Source organism: Pedobacter sp. ASV12 (assembly GCF_016429155.1).
Classification (GTDB): domain Bacteria; phylum Bacteroidota; class Bacteroidia; order Sphingobacteriales; family Sphingobacteriaceae; genus Pedobacter.
Map to the genome: position 1 here is coordinate 1 of NZ_JAELUC010000013.1, position 16,178 is coordinate 16,178.

Genomic DNA, 16,178 nt, shown 5'->3' on the forward strand with positions numbered 1-16,178 from the left:
CCCCCCCCCCCCCCCCCCCCCCCCCCCCCCCCCCCCCCCCCCCCCCCCCCTTTTTAGATGTGTATAAGAGACAGAGCACAAAAACAAGCCCTTGCCAGTTGGGGTATATTATTACACCATTGCGCTCAACGACAAAAAATCGACTATTTATACCGGTAGCGTTACAATTATCAGGTAGAATTAAACAACTTATCCAAGCAAATGATTCATATCCTATCTTTGTGGCTACCTAACAACCCAGTTTAATGCAACATTTTGCGCCTATAGCCCTTTTTGTATACAACCGCCCCAAGCATACCGAGCGGACCCTAAAGTTTTTGCAACAGAACGAATTGGCTTCAGAAAGCAGGCTCTTTATCTTTTCGGATGGCCCTAAAACCGTAGCCGACGAAGACAAGGTAAAAGAGGTAAGGGAGTTCATTAAAAAGGTTGAAGGCTTTAAGACTGTCGAAATTATTGAAGGTCAGACCAATATGGGGTTAGCCAATTCGGTTATTGCAGGTGTTAGTCGGCTTACCCAAACCTACGGGCAGGCCATTGTTTTTGAAGACGACCTGATTTCGTCGCCATATACCCTCACTTACTTTAACGAGGCGCTGGACCGCTACCGCAACGAAGAAAAGGTCATGCACATTGGGGCTTACATGTATGCCCTCAAAGACGAAAACCTGCCTGAAAGCTTCTTTTACCGAGCGGCTACCAGCTGGGGCTGGGCTACCTGGGCAAGAGCTTGGCAACATTTCGAGCCAAACATCGATACTTTAATGGCGCAGTTCGACTCCAAAAAGAAACACGCCTTTGCCATCGAAAACACCATGAATTTCTGGAAACAGATGCAGGATTTCAAGAACGGCAAAAACAACTCTTGGGCCATCCGTTGGTATGCTTCCATCTTTTTAAAGGGCGGCTTGACTTTAAACCCTTCGCAATCGCTGGTTAACAACATCGGACACGATGGCAGCGGCATCCACTCGGGGCTGAGCGATATTTACAACGTCATCATCAACCCCAAGCCCATTAAACAGTTCCCATCGGTTATTGCCGAAAACGAGCAGGCCTACCAGGCCATTAAGCATTTCCTGGCCAACCGCAAAGGCAGCTTGTGGGCACGGATCAAGCGTTTCATCAAAGAGAAACTGAACTCGTAGGCTTCGAAAGTATTCCAATATCCTTTGATGAAAAGCCAATATAATTTAATAGCCATCCAAAAATTAGGATTAAGTTTGAATAGCTACCAAATCTATTCCCATGAACAAAATACTCATTAGCTGCCTTTTCATCTGCAGCTTTGCCTATGCCCAAAAACCCATCAAGCCTTATGGCGCCACACCAGCTAAAAGACAATTGGCCTGGCACGATGTAGAAGTTTACGGCCTTATCCATTTTACGCCGACAACTTTCGAAGACAAGGAATGGGGTTATGGCGATGCCGATCCGAAAATTTTCAATCCGACTAATTTTGATGCCGAGCAAATTGTAAAGGCCGCCAAGGCCGGCGGTTTAAGAGGAATCATCCTCGTGGCCAAACATCACGATGGATTTGCTTTATGGCCAACAAAAACCACGCCTTACAACATTTCGAAAAGCCCGTTCAGAAACGGCAAAGGCGATTTGGTGAAGGAAGTACAACTTGCCGCACAGAAATACGGACTTAAATTCGGCGTGTATTGTTCGCCTTGGGACAGAAACAATCCACAGTATGGCACACCAAACTACCTTGCCATTTACCAGGCGCAACTCAAAGAGCTGTATAGCAACTACGGTCAGCTGTTTATGAGCTGGCATGATGGTGCCAATGGTGGCGACGGCTATTATGGCGGTGCCCGCGAGAAAAGAAGCATTGACAATACGGTGTATTACGATTGGAAAAATACCTGGGCCATTACCCGTAAAATGCAACCCATGGCCAATATATTTAGCGATGTAGGCCTGGATGTGAGATGGGTGGGCAACGAAGAGGGCCATGCGGCCGAAACTAGCTGGGCCACTTTTACGCCTATGCCTCCACAAGGCAAAAACGTAGCCGTTCCGGGGCAGGCCAATTATCCAGAAAGTCCGGTGGGAATTAGGAATGGCAAATTCTGGATGCCAGCCGAATGCGATGTACCTTTGCGAAGCGGCTGGTTTTTTCATGCCAAGCAAAAGCCCAAAACGCCAGAAGCCTTATTCGATCTTTATTTAAAAAGCGTTGGCCATGGCGCAGCTTTAGATTTAGGTCTGGCACCCGATACCAGAGGGCTCTTGCACGACGACGATGTAGCGGCCCTGCAAGCCTTTGGCCAAATGGTTAAACAAACTTTTGCCCAAAACCTGGCCAAAGGCGCCAGCATCAAATCGAGCAATACCAGAGACAAAACCCATGGCACAGCAACGCTTTTAGATGGCAATAAGCAAACTTTTTGGGCAAGCGCCGACAATGTACACCAAGCCAGCCTGGAAATCAGCCTAAAAGCTCCACAAACATTCGACATCATCAGCCTACAGGAGTTTATTCCCTTAGGGCAAAGAATAGAGGGCTACAACATTGAAGTTCTAAAGAACAATACCTGGGAAAAGGTTTACGATGGAACCAGCATAGGCGCCAAAAGGCTCATCAAGTTGGCACAACCCGTTACGGCAAGCAAAGTACGCCTCAACATCACCCAATCGCCGGTATGTTTAACGCTGAGCGAGTTTGGGCTTTATAAAAAATCGGCATAATTAGGTTAATCTGCCTTGCGTAAGGAATCTCTGGCAGTGGCACTGAAAATGATCAGCTTGTTCATTTGCTCATTAACCTGTTTACGGTAGCTATAATTTTCAGACTCGATGTCCTTTTTCATCAGTTGGGCTACCGCATACGATTGCTGAGCCACTTGCGCTTTAAAATCAAGCTCAAACAGATCTTCTTTGTCCAGTTTGAGCTTTTTCATCTTTTTAACAAGTTCCAAATTGCTCCGGCTTGGCGCCAATCCGTTTTCTTCGATAAAGACTATTTTTTCGGCCTTACTTAAAGAGGCCTTTAAAGTCATCACCCGATTAAAAGCATCTGCGTTTTTGGCATATTCGATACTCAGTTTTTTAAATTCCTCATGCTGATACCTTGGGCTAAAGCCAATCACGCCAGCAGCAAACGCAAGACCAATGACGCATGTAGCGGCATACCTGGCCCATATGCGACTCGAATTCATGGGTTTTACATACAAAAAGCAACAACTTACAAAGCCAGCAATTACGCCGCCCAAGTGACAGGCATTATCTGTTCTGCGGCCAAACCAGCCGTTTATCAGCACCAATATCATCACAATAAGGGTACTCACCAATAAAGCCTTGTTTGCGTTTTTCTCGTAGGCTTTATTAAGCAACAAGGCAATAAAGGCTCCATATAATCCCATGATTGCTCCAGATGCACCCATCAAAATCTCCTCCTGATGAAAAATTATACTCACCAATCCCCCACAAATACCACTAAAGAAATAAATGAATACAAACTTCCGCCAGCCCAGTTTGTTCTCTATCATCAGCCCTAAATACAACAAAGCATACAGGTTAAAGAACAAATGAAGCAACGAGGCGTGCATAAACTGGTAGCTGATTAATCGCCAATATTGCCCGTTCAAAACTAGTTTTCGATTGTTGGCACCCAAATTAAGCAATAACTGCTCTAGCTTTTGCACCACTAAAGCCGGATCGACAACTGTAGCCTTGGCAAAAAAGTACCTGAAATAAATAACGGTACAGATAAAAGTAAAGCCGAAATAAAAAATATTTAGCCAAGTAATAATGGGTGTTGCCAAATAGCCTTTTTGGGGCCAAAAAAGATAAAGCACATTTTTGATTTTGTTCTTAACCGCTAATGGCGCCTTTTCAAAGTAATCATTGTCTTGGTTAAGCACAAAACTGTGGAATTGTGCAAGACTTTCTTCCCATATATCTTTAAGGTGAAACTCGACATAGGCAAATTCATGAAAAAACTTTGCCAGGTTCTGCTTATTCTTACCATAATCGTTAAACCACATTTGCAAGCCTACGCACTCGCTCTTTACTACGGCAAAGTTACTCTCTATCCTAAGTGAAATCTCTTCGCTATACGATTGCCACGACAGGCCAGTATAGGCAATCAGCCCATTTGAAGAGATATGGCTTAGCTTCCAGCCCAAATTCTCGATGGCCTGACGAGCAATAATAAGATATTTGTCTGCTGGAAAATCTCCTAAGGGAATATATTTCTCCGTTTTTGGCGAGTAACCCCAACTAATGGCCATATCAAGACTTTTTGGCTTCTAAAATAATATAGGGCGACAATTGCCTCGAATCGAAAGGGAAGATTTTGCTAAATACCTTGCCACCAAGCCAAACCGCTTTTTTAAACAGCCTTACCCCGGCCGATTTTTCTTTCTCGTTTTCCAGCCATACGCTAAACCGGCCAAAGTAACGCGATTGCAATACCTCTAAACCTGCATCCTTGCAAATTTGGGCCAGCAGTGCCGGATCCATACAATCGATGTTGTGCTTATCGTAATTAGCCTTGTCGAAGTTCTTTTGGAACCAGCCGTTCAAAGCCTTGAAATTAGGCAGGGTAATGAACAGGCTTCCTCCCGGTTTTACAAAGGCAATATGCCGATTAATAATATCAGCCGTATCGTTAAAATGCTCAATCAAACCGCAGCTCAGTACCAAATCATATTGCTTTTCGGGCACATAGCTGAATAAATCCGTTTCGATGATGTGGATATCGTTTTTTTCGAGCCCGTTTACCTTGAGCAGCTGTTCGGTAATTGGCGGATGGACAAAATAATCGAGCAAAGTAGCGTCAAGCTTGAGGTATTTCCTTAAGAAAACGGCATAATAGCCCGGAAATCCACCCAGCTCGATAGCAGTTTTAACCTTGTTTTTTTCGGTCAGCTCGGCCAGTTGGCGATGAAAAAGATAGTTTTCAGGAATAACTACCGATAAATCAGTTTTGCTCTCCCAATACTTTACCCAAAAATCCCTATCGGTTAGTAAATTCGACATTATTCCTTTTGTTATGCTAATTGCTTTTAATGTTTTATGCTTTATTGCTGAATTGTTTAGCGGCAAACCGGCAACTCGTAACCGGCAACTGATACCTATTTCAAATCCTTCATAATTTCGGCTACGGCCTTTTCCAATTGCGGGTCTTTGTGCTGCAAGCGGTCTTCGAAGGTATTTTTCACATAAATATCGGGTTTTACGCCTTCCTTCTCTATATTTTTGCCATCCATGGTATAGCAGCCCCACGACGGCAAGCGATACGACGAACCATCAACCAGGCCCTTGGCTGAAGTAAAGATAATCCAACGATAGCTTTCCGTACCGATGATCTTGCCCAGTTTCAATTGCTTGAATCCGGCAGCGGTCATTTCGGCGTCGCTCAACGATTGCTCATTAATCAAGAGCACAATAGGTTTAACGGCTGGCGCAAAGTTGCTTTGCGGCGACATTTTGCCTCCGCGGTATTTCCACTGCAGGTATGGCCGTTGCGAAAGGAAACGCAACACCTCATCGTGCACATTGCCACCCGTATTGTAGCGCAGATCCAAAATAATGGCATCTTTGTTGTTTTCCTGTTCAACCATATCGAGCAGGAAGCGTTCCAGCTCGCCGCCGCTCATGTTTTTCATGTACGAATAAGCGATACGGTTATTGCCCCATTTGGCTACATTGTCTCTGTTTTCGGCAATCCATTCGTCGTACAGGTTGGCCCTTAAAGCCGCTGCGCTTTGCGGATGCACGTTGACATAGCTTTTTTTGCCGTTGCGCATCAACCCCAAACTCATTTCGCGATCTAATGACGGCTTGCTGAAATAATAATCGCGATCCATTTTTTCGTCAACCTTAACGCCGTTCACTTCTACCAGCACATCGCCTGGCTTAATGTTTTCTCCGGCCAAAAAGGCATTGCTTTTACTTACCACACGGGCTACTTGGTAAGGTTTTTCATTATCGAATAGGATACCCGTTTCGTTGGTGATGTAATTCAGGTTCTTGCGCTCTTCGGCGCCAAAACTGTTAAAGCCCATGTGCGACGAGTTGAGTTCGCCCAGCATATCGTTCAGCAAGATCCTCAAATCGGTTCGGTTGTTTACATAAGGTAGGTAAGCCGCATAGCGGGTCTTCATTTTTTCCCAGTCAACCCCGTGGAAGTTCTCATCGTAGAAGTTTTCGTCGAGGCCCACCCAGGTTTCGTAAAACATTTGGTTAAATTCGGCGTTCAGGTTTCTGCTGAATTTGTAGCCGTGATCTACCTTGTCTAGTTTGTTGGCATCGGGATTGTATTTATTGATTACGCCACGGCTCAGCACATAGAACTTGCCCCCGCTTTCTATCAGGTTAAAATCGCCTCCATCGCTTACCTTTTCGTTTTTGTTGTTCTCAAAAGGCTCTAACGTAGTACGATACACCGACGGCGCACCGCCATCCTGGTTGGTGGTATAATACACCAGGGTTTTGTCGCCCTTGGCAAAAACATCAATCAGGTATTGGCTGCCAAAATTAGGGCTAACTTGCTCAATACGATCTAATATTCTTTGGGTATTGATGGTTATTAATGCAGGTGCCTTTGGTGTTGGCTTGGTTTCGGCTTTCTTTTTAGCCGTATCGTTGGCCTTTTCGTTCTTTTGGACTGGCGTTGCCGGTTTTACCTCTTTGGGCTCGGCAGGTTTGTCTTCCTTAAACAGCTCATCGAACTTATCCGAACGGAATGGCGTATCGTAATTGTTCAGCGCCATGCGGTAAACATGCGGATCGACAAGACCGGTTGGGTACGAAGGCTTGGTGCGCGAACTGATGAAATAAATGTACTTACCATCTGGCGACCATACCGGGTTGGTTTCCGTCACGCCAGTATTGGTTAAGTTAATGGTTTTATCTTGTTTGATATCGTGCACCAAGATATCTTGCTCAAAGTTGCGGAAAGCCGTAAACAACACATATTGATCGTTGGGCGAGAAGCTTGGCGTCGCATTTTGAATGGCCCAAAACTCGTCTTTCACAATGGTTTTGCTTTCCAAAGTTTTAAGATCGAGCAGGCGCAGCTCGTTGCGGCCGCTCAGGTAAACCGCCAAGGTTTTGGTTTTGTTGAAAGTAATGTCGCGGTTATTGGCTTTGTCTTTGGTTAGTTGTTTGGCTGTTCCTTTGCCATCGCCGGTGATGGTATACCAGTTCTGGTAGCCATTAAAAGTTTGGTTAAACAAAATCGTTTTGTTGTCGGCCAGCCATTTCACTTCCAGCGCGCGCTCTCCACTGTTGCTTATTTTTCTGATGAATTTGCCATCGATATCGCTCACAAAGATTTCGCCTCTCGATATAAACACAAACTTTTTGCCATCGGGCGAGGCATCGAAAGCCGAAATATTTCCTCTAACGTCGTATTCCTGCTCTTTGCTCAGCACCTGGTTGCGCGTAGAGGCAACGTTTACCTTTTCGGCTTTTTTGCTGGCCACATCGTACACATACAGCTGGTAGTCTTTCTCAAAAACAACGGCTGTACCATTGGCGGCCACAAACGGACGTTTAATAGAAGTTTCGAACCGGGTAAGTGCCGTTTTTTTGCCATTTACAAAAGTGTAAAGGTTGTACTCTTCGTTGCCCTCGTCTGATGCAAAAAACACATTGCCTTTTTGATCTACACTGGCCCAGAAATCCTTGCCAATGTAATCGGTATAGCGTTTATAAGCTTTGGTTTTAGGGTTGTACGATTGGATATCGGGGTTAAATGCGCCTTTGTAATGCTTTCGGTTGGCAAAATTCTTGCTCTCCCAGGTATCGTTAAAGAAAAGTTCGCCGTTTGGCGCCTCGGCAATGTTATGGGTGGTATTGAAATAATTGTCGAACAAACGGATGGCGGTGCCGCCATTGATGCCCACTTTATAGCTCGAATAAGAATTGTACCTGCCCGAAGTAAAGTAAATGGTTTTCGAATCCCAGCTCCAGCCATCCACCTCGTCGGCGGCATCGTTAAAAGTCAGCTGCTTGATTTCGCCACCGGCCATGGGCATCAGGTAAACATCGTAATTGCCAAACTGGTTAGACGAGAAAGCGAGCCATTTGCCATCAGGCGAAACACGTGCATTGATTTCTTCGCCGGGCATAGCCGTTATGCGTGTGGCCAAGCCTCCTTTTACGGCTACTTTCCAAATATCGCCGTCGTAGCTAAATACAATACTTTGTGCATCGGGCGTTAATGAAGGATAAGCAGCAAAATAAGTTTGGTCTTGTGCTTGAGCAAAAACTGGAAACAGCAATAGCAAAAATGCCATTGCGCCGAACATATTCTTCTTCATAATTTTGTTTATTGGCTTTAAGGGTTGAAAATACGCAACTATTTTACAATCCTAAACAATAAAATGTATTTTTGATTGATTTGAAAGTAGTACACTTAAATACCTACGACGGAAACGGAGGCGCCGGAAGGGCCTGCCTGCGCCTGAGCAACGCGCTTAACGCAAATGGCATCAGCTCGAAGGTCATGGTGTATTATAAGTTTGGGCAAAACCCAGCCATCGACACCTTTAGCAAAGGCATTCTGGCCAAGTTGCATGCCGTTTTTAACATCATGGCCGAACGTTACCTGGCTAAATTATTGACCAAAGCCGTTAAAACGCCCTTTTCGCTCCAGTGGTTCGGCAAATCGATCAAAAACCATCCCGACCTGAAAGATGCCGACATTATACACCTGCACTGGGTAAACCATGGCTTTTTGTCGCCAAAAATGCTGGCCGAGCTGGACGAACTGGAAAAACCTATTGTATGGACTTTCCACGACAGCAATGCCTTTACGGGTGGCTGCCATGTGCGCTACAGCTGCGAGCATTTCCACCGGCAATGTGGCAACTGCCCTATCTTAAGCTTAAGCGGCCCTAAGGATATTTCGCACAAAACCTGGCTACGCAAGCAAAAGGCTTATTCCGAGCTTAATTTTCATGTGGTTGCTCCCAGCCATTGGATGGCCAACTCGGTCAAACAAAGCAGCCTGCTCGGCCTCAGGCCAACTTCGGTTATTCCGAACACTGTTGAAACTGATATTTTTAAGCCTTATGTAAAAGCCGAAGCCAAGAAGGTGCTCAAAATAAAACCCGATCAGTTTGTGATCATGAGCGGCTTTATGCCCTCCAAAAACGACAAGCACAAAGGCACGCAATATTTGCTGGATGCACTTAACGAATTGGCGGCAAGGCCCGAAGTACCCAAAGAAAAAATAGAGCTGGTTATTTTTGGCAACAAAGACGAGAAAAACCTGCCCGAATTTCCTTTTAAGACGACCTTCTTGGGCACAATCAGTAAAGACGACCATTTGGCCAAATGCTACTCGGCCGCCGATGCCTTTATTACGCCATCGCTGGAAGATAATTTGCCCAATACGGTCATGGAAAGCCTGGCTTGTGCCACGCCGGTTATTGCTTTTAAAACGGGTGGCATTCCGGATATGGTTAAGCATTTGCAGAACGGTTATCTGGCCGATTATCAATCGGCAAGCGACCTGGCCGATGGCATAGAATGGCTATTTTTGCACGAACAGCCTGCAGAAGTGCAAAAGGAAGCCAGAAGAAGCATACTGACCCATTTTGCCCCTGCAGTAATTGCCGGTCAACACGAAGAATTGTACTACAAACTCATCAGCGCCCTACCCCAATAATCAGTCATGCAGCCTAAACTAAGCGTCATCACCATCGTCTATAATAATGTTAAGGACATTGAGCGCACCATGCTTTCGGTGCTCAACCAAACCTACAAAAACATCGAGTACATTGTAATAGACGGCAATTCTAGCGATGGCACCGCCGAGCTGATTGGCAAATACAAAGACCGACTGGCCAAATTTGTGTCGGAAAACGACAAAGGCATTTACGATGCCATGAACAAAGGCTTGGCCCTGGCCACTGGCGATTATGTGCTTTTTATGAACTCGGGCGACGAAATTTATGCACCCGAAACGGTAGAAGAAGTCTTTGCCTCGGCTCCATCGGGCGATATTTATTATGGCGAAACCGAAATGTTCGATGCCGATTGGCATAGCTTGGGTCAGCGTCGCCACGAAGCGCCTGAAAAGTTCGACTGGCATAGCTTCAAATACGGCATGAATGTTAGTCATCAGGCCATCTACATCAAGCGCAGCCTTACCGAACCTTACGATTTGCAATACAAATACAGTGCGGATATCGATTGGATTTTAAAGGCGGCCAAAAAATCGTCGAACATTGTGAATACGCATTTGTACGTAGCCAAATACCTGGTGGGAGGCATGTCGAAGCAAAAACATTGGGAAAGCCTAAAGGAACGTTTTAAGATATTGAGCCATTATTACGGCCTTATACCGAACGTAATCAACCATGTTTTTATCGCCATTAATTTAGGCATGTACTACATCAAACATCGCCGCACCAACGATTAATCAGCGCTGATTATAGCTTGAACGAATAAATTTTCGCAAACAATAATTTTTTCTGCGTGTCTTTAAACATGAATTAAAAACAGAGAAAATTATGGGACGTTTAAGTAACCGCACCATTGCAGTGCTATCAGAAAATGGATTTGAAGAAGTGGAGTTGACCGAACCAGTTAAACGCTTAAAGGAAGAAGATGCAACCGTACATGTCATTTCTTCCAAAAGTGGATCAATAACCGCTTGGAACCACGATCATTGGTCGATCAAAGTAGCTGTTGACAAAACCCTCGACCAAGCGAACGCTTCCGATTATGATGGTTTGGTGTTGCCAGGTGGTGTAATCAACCCCGATCAATTAAGGGTTAATGACGAAGCCATTGCTTTTGTAAAGTCTTTTTTTGAAGCCGGAAAACCGGTAGCTGCCATTTGCCACGGACCGCAAACGCTCATCAATGCCAAAGTAGTTGAAGGCCGAGAGATGACTTCGGTAAAAAATATAGCGCAAGATTTGATCAATGCAGGTGCTAAATGGGTAGACGAAGAAGTGGTCGTTGATCAAGGCCTGGTTACCAGTCGCACGCCAGATGACCTGCCTGCCTTTAACGACAAACTGGTGGAGGAATTTGCAGAAGGCATCCACGAAGGACAACATGCTTAAAAGAAAGAGGCTTAGCTGTGCTAGCTAAGCCTCTTTTAACTATTCGCCTTTATAGCTTGGGTCGTTCTTTCTGAAACGGGCAGCTATTTTGGCCAGTTCATCATCATTAAGCTTGGTAGTTAGCTTTAGTGCTTTTACAAAAGCTACCACTTCTTCTTTGGCCGCAGGGCAACCGATGATGTTCTTACCTTTCACTTCCATGCCCACTCCTTCAGGTCTCAAATGCGAATCGACCAACAATTTGCCATTCGTATCGAAAATAAACCATACCGGAATGCCGAAGCCATCGCTATTGTACTGCTTGAGCATGGCATCTGCCCCTGGGTTTTCGGTTTTCTTTAAAGTCGGGTCATTTTCCATGACCGTTAAATGCCTAACCACAAAGCTCTTGTCGAAATAGGCTTTCACTGCTGGATCGTTCATACTATCGTCCATTTTATGGCACCAACCACACCACGAAGCGTGAAACATGATAAATACTTTTTTCTTTTGGGCTTTAGCCTCTTTAATGGCATCCTTCAAAACGGTTTCGGCCGAAGGAGGTGTGCTTTGCGCAAAAGCCACATTGGTTAGCAATATGGCTACAAAAGCAATAAATAGGATTTTGATTTTCATGCGATTAGTTTTTTGCTAATTTAATATTTTGGGATAAGAAAACGGCATGCCCGCCAAATACCGGCTTACTTTACGGTAGGGGTAATCGCCACCGCCTTTGTCGGCAAACACCACAATAATGGTTTTGGTTAAAGGATCAACATACAGGCGCTGGCCCAACATGCCTTCGGCAGCATATTCGCCGTTAACGCCTTCCTGTGGTAACCACCATAAATAGTTTTGTGTTGTTTTTTGCCAGCCCTTACTGGTTACAGGAGTACGGCCTTGCATTTTAATGGTTTGCAAAACCCAATCTTGAGGCACCACCTGTTGGCCATTGTATTGCCCATCATTCAGGTATAAACGTCCAACTTTTGCCAAATCAATGGCCGTAACCTGAAAGCGGCTTGCCGTATTGGTCAGCCCCTTTACATGGTCGAGGCCCCAGCTAGCCGGATATTGGGTACCGATACGTTGCCACAAGCGTTCCTGAAAATATTGAGCCAGGCTCTTTTTGGTAGCCTTTTCAACTACCCAACCCAACAAAATGGCATCAATGCTTTTATATTGCCATGCTTGTCCGGGGTAGCCCACGCGCTTTACCTTTAACAGCTCGCGCTTCATATCGTCGGTATAGTAATATTTGGCTTCGTCAGAGAAAAAGGCATTGATGATGCCACCATTGGTATCGCGAAAGGCCAAGCCTGATTTCATGGTAAACAGGTCGCGCAAAATCAGGGTGCTATAAGCCGAATTGGCACTGAGCTCTGGGATGTAATTGAGGATAGGGTCGTCGAGGCTTTTGATGCGGCCATCGGCCAATGCCTGCCCCACCAACACCGAAAGCATGCTTTTAGCTATCGAAAAAGTGGTAGCCAAAGTACTGTCGCTATAGCCTTTATCATATTTTTCGTACAAAATACTGTCGTTCCTGATCACCATAAACAGATTTACCTGGCCGGCTTTAAGGTAATCTTTTAATGGCAAGTAATGCTGCTGCCCATCAAAAACCTGGAGCGTATCCAGATCGTCTCGTTGCTTGGCCGGTCGGATGAAATGGAAAGCCGAATCGCTGGGCTGTACATAGGCCTGCGGAAAAATCTTGTAGGTTTCGGCATCGGGCGTGCGATAGCGCAACACTTTTAGCAGTACCGGCCACCAAATCAACAGCATGGCTAAACCCAGCACCGTAACGCCTAGCAAAGTGAGCAGGCTATATTTAATGATTTTCACAAGCTTGTTATTTGAATTGCTAAAATAACAAACTCAAACAACTTGCCATAGGCCTGTAGCCACGAATAACCTGGGTCAGTGGCCAAAAGGTTAATACAATAGGATTTATTGGCTTATAATAGATTGAGGGGGATTTAAGGGTTACCCTTAAGAACCAATCGCCGGCTTTTGGTGCTTCCATCGCCTGTGGCTCCATAGCCAGTAGGCAGGTTCTTCCAAAATGATCTGCTCAAGCAGGCGAACATGGAGCTCGGTGATTTCAAATTCGGCCGCCGCCGCGGGATCTAAACAAAGTGGCACGCACTCTACCTCGTAATATCCTTTTTTGAGCACCGTGGTTTTCAGGTAAAACACCGGTCGATTTGTTTTCTTGGCAATCTTCTCAATGCCCAGCTGCACCGCACTTGGTTGGCCCAAAAAGGTTGTCCAGTAGTTGAGTTCATCTTTAGACGGCGACTGGTCGTTGCCAAAACAGAATACATTGACTTCTGTTTTATTGGCCTGCAAAGCCCTTAGGGTTTGATTCATGGCAATGAGCTTGTTGCCAAACCTGCTGCGTACCTTGCGTATCCAGCAATCGAAAACCATATCCTTTAAAGGCTTATAAATGGGATAATTTTGCGCCGAAATAGCTAAGCCAAATGACATTGTACCCCACTCCCAATTGCCATAATGCGCCGAACAAATCAATACGCTTTGACCTTTTTTAAAATATTCTTCCAGCACCTCGATATTCTTAAAACGGAAACGGCGTTGCAGTTCGGCCTTCGAAATAGACCTCATCTTGATGATTTCTACGACCAGTGCCGTGAGATAGGCATAGTACTTTTTCTCGATACACAACAGTTCGGCCTCGCTCTTTTCAGGAAAGACGTTACGCAAATTTGCCCTGACTATCTTTTTCCGATAGCCAAAAACAAGGTAAACGAAGAAATAAAATATCCATGCAATGATATAAAGTATAGATAACGGCAATAAAGACAATAGGGTTAACAGGAATATTCCAAAATAGGACAAGGCCCTTGCAAGCATAGATGTTAATAGTCTAGGTGAATGTTTAGCTTTAAAACCAAAAACAGATTTTAAGCCTTATTGCAATTAAGTTACACAATATGATGCTTATAAAATCGTTTTAGAAGCTTATGCAATTACCATGCCCAAAAAACTTAAGGGTAAACGGAGACTAAAACAGGGATAGCGGGCAGAAAGGTTGAAGGTATGATCAAAAGGGCAAAACAGATAGCAGCCTGGTTAATTACGCACTATAACCTCGGTTTTCCGATTTCTAGGCTAAACACGAAGGGCTAACCCCGCTTATATTTCCAGCGGCGATGGCTCCAAAGCCAATAAGCCGGCTCTTCGATGATCATTTTTTCTAAAAAACGGATGTGCAGTTCGGTGATTTCGTATTCGGCTGTATTGGCTGGTTCTAAACAGATCGGCACACAGTCCATTTCATAATAGCCTCTTTTAATGACCTTGGTTTTGAGGTAAAACACCGGCCGGTTGGTTTTTTTGGCTATTTTTTCGATACCCAGCTGCACCGAGCTCTCCTGATTGAGAAAGGTGGTCCAATAATGCGATTCGTCTTTAGAAGGCGCCTGGTCGTTGGCAAAACAGAATACACTGGCCTCACCTTTGCTGCCCTGCACAGCCCTTAAGGTTTGCCTCATAGCGATGGCCTTGTTGCCGAACTTGGTTCTTACCTTATAAAACCAATCTTCGAAAGTGGCGTTGTTTAGGGGCTTATAAATGATATAGTTTTGGGCGCTCCCGGTCAGTCCAAGGCTCAGGCCCGCCCATTCCCAGTTGCCGTAATGTGCGGTACAAATCAGTACCCCTTCGTTTTTTTGCCAATAGGCCTCCATCAGGTCGAGATTTTTGAACTTGAAGCGCTTTTGCACCTCCTTTTCAGAAATGCTATCCATCTTCACGATTTCCACCATCAGCGAAACCAGGTAGCGGTAGAACTTCTGCTCTATGGCAATGATCTCCTCTAGTTTTTGATTAGGAAATACGTTTTGCAGGTTTTCCCGGGCAACCTTTCTGCGGTAGCCAATTACATAATAAAGCAGCAGATAAACCCCATCGGCCAGAAAATAAAGTACCGACATGGGCAAAAGCGCCAGCAGTTTTAAAAAGAAAAGACCAATGTGGGTAAATGCCTTTTGTAACATGGAACTAAATTCAAGGCCCCAAAATTAAACATTTCTGTTGCCTCGTCCATTGGTTTAGGCCCCATGATGCGGATAACCCTCAATTTTTTACAATTTGAAGAGATTTGCTTAAAAGTTAAATGCTAAGGCGGGGAGGCAGAAAGCGGAATAGAGGATAGACAGCAACGCTGTACCAAGCCCCTGACTTCCGATGATGAACTACTCACTATACACCGTCAACCGGCTTTTTATGTTTCCACCGGCGATGGCTCCACAGCCAATAGGCAGGTTCCTTACGGATCATTTTTTCCAAAAACCGGGTGTGCATTTCGGTAATTTCAAACTCGGCAGTTTCTTGCGGATTTAAACAAAGCGGTACAAATTCTGCTTCGTAATAGCCTTCTTGTACTGCGGTTACATTAAAATAGAAAATTGGCCGGTTCGTTTTCCTGGCAATTTTTTCGATTCCCAACTGGATGGAGCTTTCCTGATGAAGCAAGGTGGTCCAATAGTGCGATTCGTCTCTTGAAGGCGCCTGGTCGCTGCCAAAGCAAAAAATACTGGCTTCGCCTTTGCTGGCCTGTATGGCCCTTAAGGTTTGGCGCATCGAAATGAGCTTGCTTCCAAACCGGCTTCTCGCTTTTTGAAACCAATTGTCAAATACCGGGTTGTTTAAAGGCTTATAAATAGGATAGTTTTGACCCGAAACCGCAAGGCCGATAGCAACCGAGCCCCACTCCCAGTTGCCATAGTGCGCTGCACACAGCAATACGCCTTCTCCTTTTGCGAAGTAAGACTCCATCAATTCCGACCGCTTGATCCGGAAACGTTTTTCGAGCTCTCTTTTCGAAATCGAACTCATTTTAACAATCTCTACCACCAAGGCCGCCAAATATTTGTAGAATTTCTTTTCGATCAGCCTGCGTTCTTCAGGGCTTCGCTCGGGCAGGGCCAGCTGCAGGTTTTCCCTAACCACGCTGAGGCGGTAACCGGTTACACGGTAGAGGAGAAAATACATTGCCTTGGCCAAGCCATACAAAATCGGCATTGGCAACAGCGACAGCAAGTTTAAAAAAAATATACCGATATGGTTAAGCGCTCTTCGAAACATAAATGATTTAAGGCCACAAAGTAATGCATTTACTTGCCA

The 16,178-nt window shown here is 45.1% G+C and carries 13 protein-coding genes and 1 pseudogene; 6 read left to right on the forward strand and 8 right to left on the reverse strand.

What is annotated here, in order from left to right; translation table 11 throughout:
• The 3 genes and pseudogenes from JHD69_RS05465 to JHD69_RS05475 form a co-directional block, all read left to right on the forward strand.
• Window positions 1-233: pseudogene (locus JHD69_RS05465) on the forward strand (hypothetical protein); the annotation flags it as partial.
• A 12-nt stretch (window positions 234-245) separates the two neighbouring features.
• Window positions 246-1,148 (forward strand): sugar transferase, encoded by a 903-nt coding sequence (locus tag JHD69_RS05470; RefSeq protein WP_199138136.1) that lies wholly within the window; start codon window positions 246-248, stop codon window positions 1,146-1,148.
• A gap of 100 nt (window positions 1,149-1,248) precedes the next feature.
• A complete protein-coding gene (locus JHD69_RS05475; protein ID WP_199138138.1) occupies window positions 1,249-2,700 on the forward strand; it encodes an alpha-L-fucosidase in 1,452 nt (483 codons plus the stop codon).
• A gap of 5 nt (window positions 2,701-2,705) precedes the next feature.
• Here JHD69_RS05475 and JHD69_RS05480 read toward each other — a convergent pair whose 3' ends face one another.
• The 3 genes from JHD69_RS05480 to JHD69_RS05490 all read right to left on the reverse strand — a co-directional run bounded on the left by JHD69_RS05480 (window position 2,706) and on the right by JHD69_RS05490 (window position 8,285).
• Window positions 2,706-4,244: a rhomboid family intramembrane serine protease gene (locus JHD69_RS05480; RefSeq protein WP_199138139.1), complete on the reverse strand. Its 1,539-nt coding sequence runs from the start codon at window positions 4,242-4,244 to the stop codon at window positions 2,706-2,708.
• 1 nt (window position 4,245) lies between these two features.
• Window positions 4,246-4,995 carry a class I SAM-dependent methyltransferase gene (locus JHD69_RS05485; protein ID WP_199138140.1) on the reverse strand — a complete coding sequence of 250 codons (750 nt, stop codon included), beginning with the start codon at window positions 4,993-4,995 and terminating at the stop codon, window positions 4,246-4,248.
• 95 nt (window positions 4,996-5,090) lie between these two features.
• Complete coding sequence (locus tag JHD69_RS05490; RefSeq protein ID WP_199138141.1) at window positions 5,091-8,285, reverse strand: S41 family peptidase; 3,195 nt, start codon at window positions 8,283-8,285, stop codon at window positions 5,091-5,093.
• Between the two features lie 71 nt (window positions 8,286-8,356).
• Between JHD69_RS05490 and JHD69_RS05495 the strand changes: the two genes are divergently transcribed.
• The 3 genes from JHD69_RS05495 to JHD69_RS05505 all read left to right on the forward strand — a co-directional run bounded on the left by JHD69_RS05495 (window position 8,357) and on the right by JHD69_RS05505 (window position 11,045).
• Window positions 8,357-9,637, forward strand: coding sequence for a glycosyltransferase (locus JHD69_RS05495; protein ID WP_233165727.1), 1,281 nt, complete (start codon window positions 8,357-8,359; stop codon window positions 9,635-9,637).
• A gap of 6 nt (window positions 9,638-9,643) precedes the next feature.
• The gene (locus tag JHD69_RS05500) at window positions 9,644-10,393 is read left to right on the forward strand and encodes a glycosyltransferase family 2 protein (RefSeq protein ID WP_199138142.1); all 750 of its coding nucleotides are present in this window, start codon (window positions 9,644-9,646) and stop codon (window positions 10,391-10,393) included.
• A gap of 91 nt (window positions 10,394-10,484) precedes the next feature.
• Window positions 10,485-11,045, forward strand: coding sequence for a type 1 glutamine amidotransferase domain-containing protein (locus JHD69_RS05505; RefSeq protein WP_199138143.1), 561 nt, complete (start codon window positions 10,485-10,487; stop codon window positions 11,043-11,045).
• A 39-nt stretch (window positions 11,046-11,084) separates the two neighbouring features.
• On the opposite strand, the gene JHD69_RS05510 is transcribed toward JHD69_RS05505, so the two are convergent.
• From JHD69_RS05510 to JHD69_RS05530, 5 genes are all read right to left on the reverse strand, one after another.
• Window positions 11,085-11,660 (reverse strand): thioredoxin family protein, encoded by a 576-nt coding sequence (locus JHD69_RS05510; protein ID WP_199138144.1) that lies wholly within the window; start codon window positions 11,658-11,660, stop codon window positions 11,085-11,087.
• 15 nt (window positions 11,661-11,675) lie between these two features.
• On the reverse strand, window positions 11,676-12,872 hold the full coding sequence (locus tag JHD69_RS05515; RefSeq protein WP_199138145.1) for a serine hydrolase domain-containing protein: 1,197 nt from the start codon (window positions 12,870-12,872) through the stop codon (window positions 11,676-11,678).
• A gap of 147 nt (window positions 12,873-13,019) precedes the next feature.
• Window positions 13,020-13,904 (reverse strand): lysophospholipid acyltransferase family protein, encoded by an 885-nt coding sequence (locus tag JHD69_RS05520; protein WP_199138147.1) that lies wholly within the window; start codon window positions 13,902-13,904, stop codon window positions 13,020-13,022.
• 272 nt (window positions 13,905-14,176) lie between these two features.
• A complete protein-coding gene (locus tag JHD69_RS05525) occupies window positions 14,177-15,049 on the reverse strand; it encodes a lysophospholipid acyltransferase family protein (RefSeq protein WP_199138149.1) in 873 nt (290 codons plus the stop codon).
• A gap of 205 nt (window positions 15,050-15,254) precedes the next feature.
• A complete protein-coding gene (locus JHD69_RS05530; protein ID WP_199138151.1) occupies window positions 15,255-16,139 on the reverse strand; it encodes a lysophospholipid acyltransferase family protein in 885 nt (294 codons plus the stop codon).
• Between the last annotated feature and the right edge of the window lie 39 nt (window positions 16,140-16,178).

Excerpts from the sequence above, each read along its gene's own strand:
- JHD69_RS05490 (WP_199138141.1), bottom strand. The coding sequence starts at position 8,285 with ATGAAGAAGAATATGTTCGGCGCAATGGCATTTTTGCTATTGCTGTTT.
- JHD69_RS05485 (WP_199138140.1), bottom strand. The coding sequence starts at position 4,995 with ATGTCGAATTTACTAACCGATAGGGATTTTTGGGTAAAGTATTGGGAG.
- JHD69_RS05520 (WP_199138147.1), bottom strand. The coding sequence starts at position 13,904 with ATGCTTGCAAGGGCCTTGTCCTATTTTGGAATATTCCTGTTAACCCTA.
- JHD69_RS05525 (WP_199138149.1), bottom strand. The coding sequence starts at position 15,049 with ATGTTACAAAAGGCATTTACCCACATTGGTCTTTTCTTTTTAAAACTG.
- JHD69_RS05475 (WP_199138138.1), top strand. The coding sequence starts at position 1,249 with ATGAACAAAATACTCATTAGCTGCCTTTTCATCTGCAGCTTTGCCTAT.
- JHD69_RS05500 (WP_199138142.1), top strand. The coding sequence starts at position 9,644 with ATGCAGCCTAAACTAAGCGTCATCACCATCGTCTATAATAATGTTAAG.
- JHD69_RS05530 (WP_199138151.1), bottom strand. The coding sequence starts at position 16,139 with ATGTTTCGAAGAGCGCTTAACCATATCGGTATATTTTTTTTAAACTTG.
- JHD69_RS05470 (WP_199138136.1), top strand. The coding sequence starts at position 246 with ATGCAACATTTTGCGCCTATAGCCCTTTTTGTATACAACCGCCCCAAG.
- JHD69_RS05480 (WP_199138139.1), bottom strand. The coding sequence starts at position 4,244 with ATGGCCATTAGTTGGGGTTACTCGCCAAAAACGGAGAAATATATTCCC.
- JHD69_RS05510 (WP_199138144.1), bottom strand. The coding sequence starts at position 11,660 with ATGAAAATCAAAATCCTATTTATTGCTTTTGTAGCCATATTGCTAACC.
- JHD69_RS05505 (WP_199138143.1), top strand. The coding sequence starts at position 10,485 with ATGGGACGTTTAAGTAACCGCACCATTGCAGTGCTATCAGAAAATGGA.